A 13,846-nucleotide genomic window follows, 5' to 3' on the forward strand; every position below is an offset into this window, starting at 1 on the left:
TCGAATGGAAAAATCTCCTCTTTTATGTTCCCTGACCGCCAGCAAGAATCCTTTTGGCCGCGAGAGTTTGGACGGGCATGCGACGTGCGACATGCTCTTGCATCGGGCGTCAACTGACTAAAAGAAAAATGACCGTCGCTTCATGGACGGCCATTTCTTTTCCTTATTATTTCCCTGCCTTTTGGCTGTACACTTCTTTTCCTTCTACTAACGTCAAAATGACCTTCGCATTCTTGATTTCAGTGGCCGGAATTTCGAACAAGTTTTTGTCCAGAACGATGAGGTCGGCTTTTTTGCCCACTTCGAGCGAGCCTGTGATGTCGTCTACGTGGTTGGCGTAAGCCCCGTCAATCGTAAAGCTGGCGATCATGTCAGGCAAAGTGGCGCGTTCATTCGGATTGGCGATTTTCGCCGGGTCTGTCACGCCGTCTTCGATCCGGGTGATGCCTTGCTGGATGCCGTGAAGCGGGTTGAACTCCGGCGTCACGATATAGTCGGAAGAAGAAGCGATATGCACGCCTTGATTCAGGAAGCTTTTCATCGGGTATTCTTGCTCTGCGCGCTCATGACCGAGGTATGGCACTTCGATCTCATCGTAGTAGCCTTCCTCTTGCATGAACCAGAACGGTTGAACGATGCCGACAGCACCGAGCTTTTTAAAGCGGGCGATATCATCGCTGTTGACGAGCTGTAAATGAACGAGAGAGTGGCGAGCATCGTGCTTGCCGTTTTGTTTTTCGGCATATTCCATGCCATCGAGCGCGACCCGTGTGGAAGCATCACCAATCGAGTGCACATGCAATTGGAAGCCTGCCTTGTCGACAGCCGCTGCCGTTTTGTTGTAGACGTCCGGCTTCCAGATCAGTTCGCCGTTTGTATGTTTATGCTCATACGGCTTTTCCAGATAGGCCGTAGCACCTTCGACAACGCCGTCCATAAAGATTTTGACCGCGTTCACCTGGAACAACGAGTTTTGATTGCGTTCACGGATTTTGACAAACTCGGCAATCTGCTCCGGCCCTTTGTCCGGGTTAGCCGTGATCGCATTGCGGAAACGGATGGTCAGCTTGTTTTCGCGGGACAGTTCCTCGTATGCTTCCAGCACGTTTGGATAGCGCAGCATGTCCGGGTCGCGAACCGTTGTAACTCCGCGTTCAACCGCTTTGTGCTGATATTCCTCGATCCCTGCTTTGTACTGCTGCACGGTGTAGCCGCCGATTTTGGACAGGACCAAATCCATTGCTTTTTCGCGCAGTGTCCCGGATGGCTCGCCCGTTTTCGGGTCGCGCTCGATGATGCCGCCTTCCGGATTTTTCGTTTCTTTTGTAATGCCAGCAAGCTTCAGCGCAGCCGTATTGACCCACAACGAGTGTCCGTCATCGGAAGTCAAGGCAATCGGAATCGCAGGGACGATCGCATCCAGCACTTCTTTGCGCGGCCCGATGCCAGGTGCTACCGGATTGCTCCAGCCACGGCCCTGGAAAGCGACTTCTTTCGGATGCGCTTTGGCAAACTCGGAAATCACTTGGGTGTATTCCTCCATCGTACCTGCGTCAAACAGGTCGATGGAATAGATCAGTCCTGTTGTCTTGCTCGCATGGGTATGGCTGTCGATGAAGCCTGGCAGCACCATTTGCCCTTTCAAATCGGTCACTTTCGTCGTTTTTCCGATGTACGCCTTGGCGCCTTCGTTCGTGCCGACATAGACGATCTCGTTTCCACGAATGGCGACAGCCTCTGCCCAGTTTCTGTTTCTGTCTACCGTATATACGGCACCGCCCGACAGGACGACATCCGCTGGCTGTACCGCCGCTTTTTGCACAGGAGCACTCGCTTGTCCGACTCCCTGGCTTGTCCCTTGGGCAGCAAAAGCAGGCAGTGGCAGCATCAATGCCGTTGCCAGCAATGCGCTGGTCCATTTTTTTGCAAACAACACAATCCCCACCTATCTCTTTATCTTTGGTAAAAAACACGACAAACCTGATTGTAGCATCGCAACTCAGAAAATTCCATGAAATCCCTTGTGAAAACTCGTATTTTTCCCCGATTTTTGCCGAAATTGCTCGACTTTCATCGAAATCGCTCGCCAATTGGAAAAAGGTTGCTTTGACATCGCACGAAGGAACATTTACACTAATTAATGTTTCATATAATTAATTATTAACTAACGATACTATTAACCATGGAAAGCAGGAGCGATAAACATGTCCAGTCAGTCTTCCCTTACCGATTTCGAACAGCTCTACATCCAGGTGCAGCGAAGTGTATCCGCCAATTGGCACAAGCGCCTGGACCCGCTCGTATCCGCTTCCCAAGCCATGATTTTGCGCATGCTCGACAAAAACGGCCCGCAAAAAGCTTCCACTCTGGCAAAGCAGCTGTGCATTACTCCCGGAGCCGTCACCAGTCTTTCCGATAAATTGATCGCCTGTGGCTATGCCAGCCGAAGTCGTGTCAGCCATGACCGTCGGGTGGTCTATCTGGAAATAACCGAGCGAGGCAGCGAGGTTTTGCAGCAGTACAAAATCGAGCTGAAGCGGACAGTGGCAGATTTGTTTGCCGGATTGTCAGACGAAGATCTGGCGCATCTGAACCGTATCTACCGCCAAGTTTTGCATAACATCGAAAGCGCAAGAGAGGAGAATCAAGCATGAGTGAGTTAACGGACAAGAAGAAAATTACGATCATGATTGCGATCATTACCGCCATGTTTTTTTCAGCTATCAACCAAACGATTATCGGTGTCGCCATGCCGCGCATCATCGCCAAGCTGGGCGGGATGGATTACTACTCGTGGGCGATCACGATTTACTTGCTGACGTCAACAGTCGCCTCCGTACTGGTCGGAAAGCTGTCGGACATTTATGGACGAAAGCCGTTTTTATTGGCCGGGATTGGACTGTTTAGCATCGGGGCCTTGCTGTCTGGCTTCTCGGGAACGATTTTTCAATTGATCACCTATCGGGCGATTCAAGGCGCTGGTGCCGGGATTATTATGTCGACCGCTTTTACCGCCATGGGCGATTTGTACGAACCACGGGAAAGAGCCAAATGGACAGGGGTCATGAGCGCTGTGTTCGGCGTCTCCAGTGTGGCTGGCCCGCTCTTGGGCGGGTATATCGTCGATCATCTGGACTGGCATTGGGTGTTCTGGATTTTCTTGCCGATTGGCGTGATCGCTTTTACTTTGATCCTGCTTCACTTCCCGCGCGTGGAAAAACGTCAGGGTGAATCGGTGGACTACTTCGGCTCCCTGTTTTTGACGACGACCATCGTGCCGATGCTGCTTGCTTTTTCCTGGGCAGGAGACGGCCCGAACAAATACGCCTGGGGCTCCTGGCAAATCATCAGTCTGCTCGCTGTCACCGTCGTCTCTTTGGGCATCTTCCTGTGGACAGAGACAAAAGTAAAAACGCCCGTCCTGCCGCTTGGCTTGTTTAAAAACAGCGTGTTTACCGTCTCCAACCTGGTCGGCTTCTTCCTGAACGCCGGGATGATGGGTGCGATCATTTACGTACCGTTCTTCGTCCAAGGGGTAAAAGGCATCTCGCCAACCATGGCCGGCTACGTCGCCATGCCGATGTCGATTGCCATGCTCGTGACCTCGGCACTCGCCGGTCAATTGATGACGAAGACAGGCAAGTACAAAAAAATGGCGATCAGCGGACTGCTCGTCATGACAGCCGGGATGGTGCTGATGTACTTCATGGTGCCAAGCACCCCGATTTATTTGCTCGTCCTGTACATGATCATTCTCGGACTGGGCATGGGGATCGCCATGCCAGTGTTCTCCCTGACGGTGCAAAATGCCGTCGCTCCGAAAGAGCTTGGGGTCGCGACCGCCACTTCCCAACTGTTCCGCAACCTCGGCGGTACGATCGGGATTGCAGTCATGGGCAGCGTCATGAGCGCCAGCATGACCACGAAAATGACCCAGCTCTCCGCTGGAATGGGGCAAACAGGCGCGATGCCGAACGATCCGGCCTTGGCCGAGAAGCTGGCGCTGTTTAGCAATCCGCAAAATCTGCTCGATCAGCCGAAGATCGAAGCAGCTCTGCACAGCTTGTCGCCGGAATCGCAAGCCGCCTTTGTTCACGTGCTGGATATGATCCGCGATGCCATGAGCTACGGCATTACCACGACCTTTTTGACAGGAGCAATCGTGGCTGGCTTCGCTGTCGTGATCGCTCTGTTCCTGAAAGAAATCCCGCTGCGCGGCCAAAGCCAGAAGCAACCGGAAAAACGCGCAGCTGACAACAGCAGTGAGTGGGACGGCGTTCAGCCTGGAAAAGCTTGATCATTGATCATAAACATGGATCATTCGCCGCGTTTTTCGGAAACGGAGACGCCAAAAAGACGCCAGTATCGTGCTGGCGTCTTTTTGCGTTGCATCGCATCTCAACAGCAAGTGGTAACATATCGGCCCGCCGTTTGCTGCATCGCGCTCCTCAACCACAAGCAGCAACCTCTCGTCGCACCGCTTGCTCCCTTACAACTCGGCTCGCCCGGTACGAATGGCATGGGCGTAATCCATCCAGCCCTCCGCTTGCTGCATCGCGCTCCTCAACCACAAGCAACAACCTCTCGTCGCACCGCTTGCTCCCTTACAACTCGGCTCGCCCGGTCCGAATGGCATGAGCGTAATCCATCCGGCCCGCCGCTTCCGCTTTTTGGGCCGCCTGTTCACAGTCGTACGGAAGCAACACCTGCTCCAACTTCCACCCCTCATCCTGCTGCTGCAAAACGGCGTATTTGGCATGCGGCGTCATCGATTCCATCGAGTGGGGATAAGGCGTCTCCTCAAAATAAGCTGGCAGTCCCACGCTTCCCGGATTGACGATCCACTTTCCATCCGGCAGCCACATGGACCGCTGCACGTGCGTATGCCCGCAAACGATGATCTTTTGCGGCACAGCAGCAAGCTCAATCATCAACTCAGTCACGCTTTTGTCGTCAGTCCCGTACGGCGCCACCCTTTCCATCAAGTAGGCATCGTCGGCAAAAGGCGTTCCGTGGCAAAACAGAGCATCCTCGTACACATATGACTTTTGAAATGTCCGCAGCCAATCCAGCACCTCCTGACCAAGCAGCGGCTTCACATACTCATAGGTGGGAGATTCGAAATGATCCTGCAACAAATACCGATCGCAATTGCCCATGATGGAAACGATTGAAGGGCGGTTCATCAAAAGCTGTGCCGTTTCGACCGGAGCAATCGGGCCGAACAGCGTGTCCCCCAGATCGACGATAACTTGAATCCCCCGTGAATCGATGTCCTGGAGTACAGCTTCGAGCGCATAAACGTTGCTATGTATGTCAGAGATAACGGCTATGGAATGATGGTGCTTCAAGACAGATCGCTCCTTCTCACATAGTGCTTATCATCCATCATACCGCTCCACACCTGGATGCTCCAGCAAAATGAAGAGAACAGCCGGGTATTCAAACTTTCTGTAAATAGTATGTCACTTTCGTTAAATAGATTGATTAAATTCCGAAATTAGCTAATATTAGTATAACGCATTTAAAGAACCTGGCTCGGACGAACCTTTTGCAACAGGAGGCTGCTGTCATGAACTATGTCAAATCGGTGCTCAGGCAATTCTCGATTCCGTCTTTGCTTCAGTTGATTTTGAACATCTCTCTGATTGTTTTGGCCGTCATCCTCTGCGTCCTGCTCGTCAAGGAATTGATCCACTTTGGCAAAATGATGCTTTCTGCCGATTCGACCTTGAACGAATTTCTGGAAGCCATCATCGCCTTTTTTCTCTACTTCGAATTTATCGCCATGATCGTGAAGTATTTTCGCGAAAACTATCATTTTCCCCTGCGCTACTTTTTGTACATCGGCATCACGGCGATGGTTCGCCTGATCATCGTCGATCACCACAATCCGCTCAACACACTGATTTACTCCGGCGTGATTCTGATTTTGATTGTCAGCTATTACATCATCAACAAAACTCCGGTCGAGCGGCCAGGGAAGTAAATAACGCATCATGCCTGCAAATCGGGGATGTCTTTTTCACGGAAAAGGCATCCTCTTTTTTCTTTTTCAAAAAAAGTTTGAGAGGGGGCACTGCTGCTGATCGTCTATAGTAATGTAAGCAAGCAAAACGGTCATGAACGTTTTGCCGAGTGCTGCGCAGCACCTTTTTTGCAAGGAGGATTGCATCATGCAGGACGATCGGGAGGTCATTGCGGAGGTTCTTGCAGGCAATAAAGAAGCTTATGCTCTGATCGTCAACAAATACAAAGGAAAAATCGCATCGATACTCCGGCGAAACTTGAGCCCTTCCCTTGAAGTTGAAGATATTGTCCAGGAAGTATTTATCAAGGCGTACTACAGCTTGCCCGACTATCGCCCGGGCCACTCGTTCCCGGCCTGGTTGTACCGGATTGCCATCAACCGGGGAATTGACGAGTTGCGCAAACGAAAGCGCACGCCTGCCGTAACGGAAATGAACATGGAGCTACAGGACGAATGCCCTGTCCCGCTGGAAGAGTATTTGGCAAAAGAAGAACGCCACACTTTATGGCAGCAACTGAAGAGACTGGATCAGTCATACAGGACGATCCTTGATTTGCACTATCTCCAGCACCTCAGCTACAAGGAAATTGGCAGCAAGCTGTCGTTATCGCCAGATGCCGTACGAATGCGCTTGTCCTACGCCCGCAAAAAGCTGCGGGAACAGCTTGAAAAGCAGGAGAAAAAAGGGGGTGCCCCGCTGTGAATTGCCTTTCGCCGCAAGAACTGGAAGCTTATCTGGACGACCGTTTAGCGCAAACCGACAGACAAAAGTGGGAGCAGCATCTCGATCATTGCCCCCGCTGCCAGCAACAGCTTGAAGCGTACATCGACTGTCTCGCCCAAGCGAATGAACCATGGGCTGAAACAATCAGTGCGGACCTGGAGCAAAAAGTCATCCAGTCACTCTCGCCGCATCCTGTGAGCATTTTAAGCCGCACTGCCGATGCCCGTGCAGCTACACCCGCTCGCCAGAAAAAAAGGAGTATGACCGTCATGAAAAATGTATCCATTGCCGCTGCGGCATTAGCGCTTGTCGTTTCAGGAGGAATGCTCGTTTCTCCTACTTTTTCCAGCTATGTCAATGCTGCCTTTGCAAGCAAGCCGCTAAACAATCAAGCTCCTGCGCCTGCTGTCTCCAAAACCATCCTGGGTCAATTTGGCGACGACGGAATACGCCAGGCAGTCCAAAACGGATTCACGCAATTCCCGCAGGCACAAGTGACTGATCAAGGAATCACGTTTGCCGTTCAAGAGGTAATCGCAGACCCGCTTCGCATTCAACTGGCAGCCTCCATCACCGATCAAGCGGGAAAACCGCTGGAAGTATTCTGGCAGGATATGTATCAGCAAGGAGCAAAAAAACCCGTCGTGACGTTGAAAGACAAACAAGGAAACATTTTGCAGCCTGCCGATTTCGCTGAGGCAGGACGCTGGGAAAACCCGAACGACGAGTGGAAAAGCCAGCGAAACATGGCTGGACAACTTTTCCTGGAGCGCGAGCTGAAAACGTATTTCCCGGATGCAAGCAAGATTCCTGACGAACTTGTTGTCGAGTTCTCCATCCAGCAAATGGACGTGACAAAAGGAAACTGGAAGCTGTCCATTCCCGTGAATATGCAAAAGGCAAAAGCGGCGACGCGCTCACAGGCGATTCACAAAAGCTACACGACGCCGCAAGGAATTACTTTTACGTTGCAAGAGATGACGTTTGCCCCAACAGGGATCGAGCTGGTCATTGACCGGAGCGCAAACACCGACAAATCGGCCAGCTACAGCTACGAGCTTGTGGATGATCGCGGCACTGTTATTGCCGCTCGCGATCCCCAGATGTTTACCGCGAGAGTGAACCAGTCACAAAACGACATTCGTTCCATGTCAGACGTCCCGTTCCAGTCGATTGAGGGGGGTTACCGAAACTTCCACTACTTCCAGCCAATCGATCCCAAAACGAAGCTGTCTTTCAAGCTAGGCTCCGTCTACACGGAGGAACCGACTGATTTTCGCGTCAAAATCGACCTGGGACAACTCGAACAACAGCCTGTGCTCGCCGCGGATCACGAAGACCGCTTCACCTTCAAAAAATTTGTGAAGGACCCTGATCGAGCCGTTGATGTGGAAGGATACGACGATGGCGCATACAAGGTAAACCCGGATGGCACTACAACGAAAATAGAAGGGCACCATATCGCCTATGACATCACGCTAGGCAAAAATACCGCGCCGCTCTTAACAGCTCCTGCGTATTGGACAATCACAGATGAAACCGGAAAAGAGCATGACACAGACTTCTACACCGACAAATCCGAACTCGTAAACGGCCTGGCGCATTTTGCTGGAACGATGCTGGTGAAGGACAGCGAACCACTTCCGAAAGAGCTGATCATTACTTCGACGAAGCGCATGGTCAAACATGACGATGCTGAGTGGCAAGTGCGGATTTTGAATGGTAAGTAAGTAAACATTCATACGAAAAAGGCTGGCAGTTCAGCGGACTGTCAGCCTTTTTCTATGGAAGTGTCCCGGCGTTGTTCATGAAAGTGGCTGCGGGCACTTACGGTCTTTTGATTGAAAGAAATTTGCGATGAAAAGCGATGCAGAATGCCTTCTTTTTATGCCTATTTGACTTGATCGCGGATCACAAACGACACCGTCGTCCCTTCCCCCGGCTTGCTTTGGATGGACAAGCCTTTGCCGTACATTTGCGTCAGTCTGCGGTGCGTATTGGACACGCCGATTCCGCCTTTTTCCTTCGTGGCGAGGTCCAGGATTCGCTCCACGATTTCCTTGTTCATTCCGACACCGTCGTCCTGCACTTCAAACCGGGTAGCGTCTTCCTGCCGCACAATTCGTATCCGCAAGGTTCCGCCCTCGATCTGGCTCAAAAGGCCGTGGTTGACGGCGTTTTCGACCAACGGCTGGATGGTGAGCGGCGGGATGAGCACGGTTTCGCAGCCAGAGTCGACCTCCCACTCGATGGACAAGCGCTCGCCGAACCGCTCCTTTTCGATGTACAAGTACGACTCGACCAGTTCCAGCTCGTGGGAGAGCGGCACCCGTTCGCCTGTGTTCAGGAAGTCGAAGCTGATCCGCAAAAACGAAGTAAACGCGTCTCCAAGATTGCGCATCTTTTCTGTATCGATGTCACTCAAAGCCAAGATGGAGCTGAGTGTGTTAAACAAAAAATGAGGGTGGATTTGCGCCTGCAAATACGCTGCCTCCATGCGCAAGCGCTCATCGACGGTTTGTTTCAGCGTCGTCAGCGACCAGACCCGGTATTTCAGCTCCATGCCGTCGACAGGTTTGCAAATATAATCGTTGGCCCCGGCCAAATACCCGGTGTATATGTCTTCCGGCTGGCTTCGCGCGGTCAAAAGCAAGATCGGCAATTCAGACAGCGTGAAGTGCTCCCGGATTTTTTGTGTCAGCTCATAGCCTGACATGTGCGGCATCATGACATCCATAATAATCAAGTCCCACTGCTTGGCGAAAAGCAGATCAAGCGCGTCTCTCGCTGACGTGCACGTCGTAATCTGATACGGCGACAAAATTCGCTCCAGCACTTTGAGATTGACCGGATCGTCATCCACAGCCAAAATGTTGGCACCTCGTTCGGCAAATGAACAGGCCGCCGTGTGCAGGGAAGACCAGGAAGGGTGAAACTCGTTGCGCACGGACTTGGTTAATACAGGCACCTGGTACGCCTTTTCGCCCGAACGCTCCCGCTCCCGGTTGTTCTCCACGCTTGCCATGCTTTCCGGCTCTGCCACCACCGGAAGTAGAAAGCTGAAATGCGAGCCTTTGCCCGGCTCGGAATGCACATACAGCTTGCTGTCGTGCAATTCTACCAGCTGTGCGCAGATGGCAAGCCCCAGGCCAATTCCTCCGCCGTTGTTCACTCTTTGGCTGCCTTGCTCATACGGCTTGAATATTCGCGCCTGCGTCTCCTCATCCATTCCGATTCCCGTGTCAGACACGCGAATTTCCACCTGATTGCCTACTGCCTCGGCAAAAACGGTGATCGCTCCTTGTTCCGTAAACTTCAAAGCGTTGTGAATCAGGTTGAACAAGATTTGCACGAGACGCTTTTCATCTGCAAGAATCGGCGGCGTCGAATCGGGAACTTCCATCTGCAACTGGATCGGCCTGCCCTCGGCCATATAGGCAAGCATGCTGATCACACCGGAAGTGACCGCCTGAATGCGCAGCGGCTTTTTGTCCAGCACAATATGCTTGTCCTGCAAGCGGACAACATCCAGCAAATCGTCCAGCAGGTGGGACATTCTGCGGCTGATCGTGATGAGCAGCTCCATGTCTTGTGTGCTGCGGCTGCCCATGACGTGTCTTTCGCTCATGACGACCGTCTCCGCAATATTCATGATGCCGTGCAAAGGCGTTCGCAGCTCGTGAGATGTATGCGCGAGAAACTGGTCTTTTTGCTTGTCGGCTTTCTTCAATTGCTCGGTCAGCATCGCCCGCTCTTCGGCATGGCGGAAATACCCTCTGAACCAGTACGCCGAGAAGCTGACGAGAGCGGCGATCAGGTCAACAGGATAATAGACGTTTTTCATGTCGATCAGCTGATACTGCTGCAACACGCCCCAAATCACGTTGGAATACACACTGACAGCGGCGATGAGCAAAAACATCGCATCCTGCTGACTGCGCATCAGCATGCGGACAATGATAAAAGCAAAAAGCAGCAGCGGCCCTAAATAATACAAGGAAAGCAGCTTGGAAGAAAGGTACACCCACTCGGACGATGCCAGCAAAAGGAACAGCGAGTACAGGCTGAGCAAGAACAGGTAAACCCGGAACAGTCTGGAGGTTGTCTCTCCTCCCGCATTGGACAGTCTTCTCACCAGCAAGATCATGAGCAAAGGCTGCCAGATGTAAGACAGCAGTTCGATTTTGAGCGCCCACGCGTACGGAATCGGGAACCAGAGCAGCATCAGATTGTCGTAGTCAATCACTGTCTTGATCGCGACGCAAAACAACAATAGTAAGAAGAATAAAAATTCCTTTTGGCGCGGCTTGAAGACAAACAGGATACCCGCGTACAACCCGTGCAGCAGCAAAATCAAAAAGGTCGCCATTTGCAGGCCAATCGAATACCACCGTTCCGTATCAACCGCCGCCTGCGAGCCGAAGTAAATGTCTTTGATGATTCCTCCGTTGTGCGGCCGCTGAAAATTGGCGCTCTGGATCAGCAGTTCAATGACCTTGGCGTCTCCTGCCGTATACGTGGCTGTGTAGGAAGCCTTCCACGGCTTGGTCGTCTCTGCTGTTGTTGCAGGCACGCCAAGTCCACCGATATGCTCTCCGTTAATCTCAATACGGGAAGCTGCCTCGATTTCCTGAATCCAGAACGTATACGGTTGCTCCAACTGCTGATCGACCAAAATCCGCAGCCGATACGTTCCATAGCCGTACGAATCAGCAGCATTCGGAAAAGCGCTGCTCCAGTCACCGGGTACTTGAACGTATTGCCGCTCCCTTTCCGGCACTTGCTTCAAATCTTTTTGGCTCAGAAAAGCATTCGGGTAAAACTCCCACTGCCCTTTTAACGAAATGGAAGGAGAACGCTCAAAGTCCCATCCACGCATGTCCAGGACACCTTGCTCTACATCAGGATGCTTTGGGTCTGCATTGAGCGAGTACCACATCCAGCGCAGTCCCAAAAGCAGCGCAAGAAAAAAAGTCAGGATGATTGCATACTTCCAGAGAGGCGCTGCTGCGTAATGAGGTATGGTTCGGCTATGTCGTTTCATCATAGTTGCATATTTTCGACATCAACATGTTTATCCCTTTATCCGCCTACGCAAACCGCTCCCCCGAAAAATAGGCGACAAGCGTCCCAAAAGCGATCCACGGTGCAAAAGGCAGCTTTGACTGACAGCTCGCCCGCCCGGCTATGAGCAGCGCCAAACCGTACAATCCCCCCGAAACAGACGAGTAGATCATCGCCCACACAAGCAAATCCGGCGGAAGAAACAGGCCGATCACCCCGTACAGCTTGACGTCTCCTCCTCCGATTGCGCCATCCGTCACGACTGCGATCAGCAACAACAGCAGAAACACGCCTGCCGCTCCGATCAGCTGAGCGCTAAAATCGCTGCCCTGATAAGGAAACAAGCCGCGCAGCAAAAGAACGGACAGGCAAAAAGGAAGCAGCACGCCATTGGGAATGCGGCGGTCAGCCAAGTCTGCCACCGTGACGAGCACGAGGAAAGAAACAAGCGATAGGCCGAGCAGCAATTCCCCTGTCCAGCCGTATTTCCAGTACGTAAGGGGAAAACACAGCCCTGTCACTGCTTTCATAAACCAAGCCCCTCTCTTGAATCGCTCGCGATCTTTTTGGTCACGCATGCCAACTGCCCGCATCCCGAGCGCTATGCAAGCAGAACCAATCAGCAGACCGCTCCAGCCCAAGCCAAGCGCAAGCAAGATTGCAAACATCTCATCTCATCACCTCACTCCACAGAATCCGGAATCATTTCCCTCATTTTAGCTTTGCAAGTTGAGACAAAAAAGCCGCTCGCTCCCCTCTCTTCCATGCGCAAGCTGATAGCGGTGATACCTTTTCTTTCTCCCGTGGTTTATAGTAAGAAAGGAAATGCACTGTACACCCTTCATGAAAAAGGATGCGAACCATGCGAAAAATCATTGTTGTAGGTGCCGGAATTGTTGGCGCTTCGACGGCGTATCAGTTGGCAAAAAGAGGCGCAGAAGTAATGATTGTCGATCGAAAAGATAAAGGACAGGCGACCGATGCCGCAGCCGGGATCATTTGCCCGTGGCTGTCGCAAAGACGCAATCAAGCCTGGTACAGGTTGGCCAAGGAGGGGGCGCGTTTCTATCCCTCGCTGATTGCCGAGCTGGAACAAAGCGGAGAAACGAACACCGGGTATGCCCGGGTGGGAGCGCTCAGCATCCATACAGACAAAGACAAGCTGCTGACTTTGGAAAAACGGGCACTCACGCGCAAAGATGATGCACCGGAGCTGGGGGATGTCTCCACGCTTTCAGCTGACGACACAAAAGCGCTGTTCCCGCCCCTGGACGAAAGCTATGCTTCTGTCCATGTCACAGGAGCCGCTCGCGTGGATGGCCGCGCCTTGCGGGATGCTTTGCTGCGCGCCGCGCAAAAACACGGAGCGTCCCTTTTATACGAAAGCGCTGAACTCGTTTACGACGGGAACCGGATCGCAGGGGTAAAGGCTGGAACGGAGAGCATCACAGCCGACTCTGTCGTGATCTGCGCCGGAGCGTGGGCCAATCACATTTTGCAGCCGCTGGGCGTAAACTTCCAGGTCACCTTCCAAAAAGGGCAAATTGTTCATCTGGAATACGCGGACAGGCAGACAGACAACTGGCCTGTTGTCATCCCTCCAAACGACCAATATTTGCTGGCATTCGATGAACATAAAATGGTGATCGGCGCCACACACGAGAACGATGTGCCAAGCTTCGATACACGCCTTACGCCAGGCGGCTTGCACGAAGTTTTTGCCAAAGCACTGGACATCGCTCCCGAGCTTGCCAACAGTACATTCGTCGAAGCGAGAGTGGGATTCCGTCCGTTCACGCCAGGGTTTCTGCCTGTCATCGGCCCGCTGCCCGGCTGGGAAGGCATTTTTGTTGCCAACGGCCTCGGCGCATCCGGCCTGACGATGGGTCCTTATATCGGCTATCAGATGGCGAAGCTCGCTCTCGGTCTGGAAGTGGACATACCGTTAGAGCATTACGACGTGTCAGGTGCCATTGCGGCACAATCCTAGCTAACAGCAACGAGGTCTTATCCTGTAAAGGGATAAG

Annotated in this window: 10 protein-coding genes; 6 read left to right on the plus strand and 4 right to left on the minus strand. The window is 52.4% G+C overall.

Annotated elements, in window-relative coordinates; genetic code table 11:
• Positions 1 to 166 precede the first annotated feature (166 nt).
• Positions 167 to 1,933: an amidohydrolase gene (locus tag IRJ17_RS00405; protein ID WP_242772687.1), complete on the minus strand. Its 1,767-nt coding sequence runs from the start codon at positions 1,931 to 1,933 to the stop codon at positions 167 to 169.
• Positions 1,934 to 2,204: 271 nt separating this feature from the next.
• Here IRJ17_RS00405 and IRJ17_RS00410 point away from each other — a divergent pair, with 271 nt between their 5' ends.
• The gene (locus IRJ17_RS00410; RefSeq protein WP_242772689.1) at positions 2,205 to 2,654 is read left to right on the plus strand and encodes a MarR family winged helix-turn-helix transcriptional regulator; all 450 of its coding nucleotides are present in this window, start codon (positions 2,205 to 2,207) and stop codon (positions 2,652 to 2,654) included.
• Positions 2,651 to 4,297 carry an MDR family MFS transporter gene (locus tag IRJ17_RS00415; RefSeq protein ID WP_122966330.1) on the plus strand — a complete coding sequence of 549 codons (1,647 nt, stop codon included), beginning with the start codon at positions 2,651 to 2,653 and terminating at the stop codon, positions 4,295 to 4,297. The genes IRJ17_RS00410 and IRJ17_RS00415 overlap by 4 nt, the downstream gene beginning before the upstream one ends.
• A 307-nt stretch (positions 4,298 to 4,604) precedes the next feature.
• On the opposite strand, the gene IRJ17_RS00420 is transcribed toward IRJ17_RS00415, so the two are convergent.
• The gene (locus IRJ17_RS00420; RefSeq protein WP_173597160.1) at positions 4,605 to 5,351 is read right to left on the minus strand and encodes a metallophosphoesterase family protein; all 747 of its coding nucleotides are present in this window, start codon (positions 5,349 to 5,351) and stop codon (positions 4,605 to 4,607) included.
• A 221-nt stretch (positions 5,352 to 5,572) separates the two neighbouring features.
• On the opposite strand from IRJ17_RS00420, the gene psiE reads away from it, so the two are divergent.
• From psiE to IRJ17_RS00435, 3 genes are all read left to right on the plus strand, one after another.
• On the plus strand, positions 5,573 to 5,989 hold the full coding sequence (psiE, locus tag IRJ17_RS00425; protein WP_173597161.1) for a phosphate-starvation-inducible protein PsiE: 417 nt from the start codon (positions 5,573 to 5,575) through the stop codon (positions 5,987 to 5,989).
• Between the two features lie 187 nt (positions 5,990 to 6,176).
• On the plus strand, positions 6,177 to 6,734 hold the full coding sequence (locus IRJ17_RS00430; protein WP_122966333.1) for an RNA polymerase sigma factor: 558 nt from the start codon (positions 6,177 to 6,179) through the stop codon (positions 6,732 to 6,734).
• On the plus strand, positions 6,731 to 8,485 hold the full coding sequence (locus tag IRJ17_RS00435; RefSeq protein WP_242772692.1) for a DUF4179 domain-containing protein: 1,755 nt from the start codon (positions 6,731 to 6,733) through the stop codon (positions 8,483 to 8,485). Before IRJ17_RS00430 ends, IRJ17_RS00435 begins: the two co-directional genes overlap by 4 nt.
• A gap of 161 nt (positions 8,486 to 8,646) precedes the next feature.
• On the opposite strand, the gene IRJ17_RS00440 is transcribed toward IRJ17_RS00435, so the two are convergent.
• On the minus strand, positions 8,647 to 11,799 hold the full coding sequence (locus tag IRJ17_RS00440; RefSeq protein WP_423751972.1) for a hybrid sensor histidine kinase/response regulator: 3,153 nt from the start codon (positions 11,797 to 11,799) through the stop codon (positions 8,647 to 8,649).
• 46 nt (positions 11,800 to 11,845) lie between these two features.
• Complete coding sequence (locus IRJ17_RS00445) at positions 11,846 to 12,487, minus strand: prepilin peptidase (RefSeq protein ID WP_242772697.1); 642 nt, start codon at positions 12,485 to 12,487, stop codon at positions 11,846 to 11,848.
• Positions 12,488 to 12,681: 194 nt separating this feature from the next.
• On the opposite strand from IRJ17_RS00445, the gene IRJ17_RS00450 reads away from it, so the two are divergent.
• Positions 12,682 to 13,809, plus strand: coding sequence for an NAD(P)/FAD-dependent oxidoreductase (locus IRJ17_RS00450; protein WP_242772699.1), 1,128 nt, complete (start codon positions 12,682 to 12,684; stop codon positions 13,807 to 13,809).
• The last annotated feature ends 37 nt before the right edge of the window (positions 13,810 to 13,846 follow it).

The organism is Brevibacillus parabrevis, from assembly GCF_022701015.1.
Lineage (GTDB): Bacteria > Bacillota > Bacilli > Brevibacillales > Brevibacillaceae > Brevibacillus > Brevibacillus parabrevis.

Coding starts and splice junctions, on each gene's coding strand:
- IRJ17_RS00410 (WP_242772689.1), top strand. CDS start 2,205: ATGTCCAGTCAGTCTTCCCTTACCGATTTCGAACAGCTCTACATCCAG.
- IRJ17_RS00415 (WP_122966330.1), top strand. CDS start 2,651: ATGAGTGAGTTAACGGACAAGAAGAAAATTACGATCATGATTGCGATC.
- IRJ17_RS00450 (WP_242772699.1), top strand. CDS start 12,682: ATGCGAAAAATCATTGTTGTAGGTGCCGGAATTGTTGGCGCTTCGACG.
- IRJ17_RS00430 (WP_122966333.1), top strand. CDS start 6,177: ATGCAGGACGATCGGGAGGTCATTGCGGAGGTTCTTGCAGGCAATAAA.
- IRJ17_RS00440 (WP_423751972.1), bottom strand. CDS start 11,799: ATGAAACGACATAGCCGAACCATACCTCATTACGCAGCAGCGCCTCTC.
- IRJ17_RS00445 (WP_242772697.1), bottom strand. CDS start 12,487: ATGTTTGCAATCTTGCTTGCGCTTGGCTTGGGCTGGAGCGGTCTGCTG.
- psiE (WP_173597161.1), top strand. CDS start 5,573: ATGAACTATGTCAAATCGGTGCTCAGGCAATTCTCGATTCCGTCTTTG.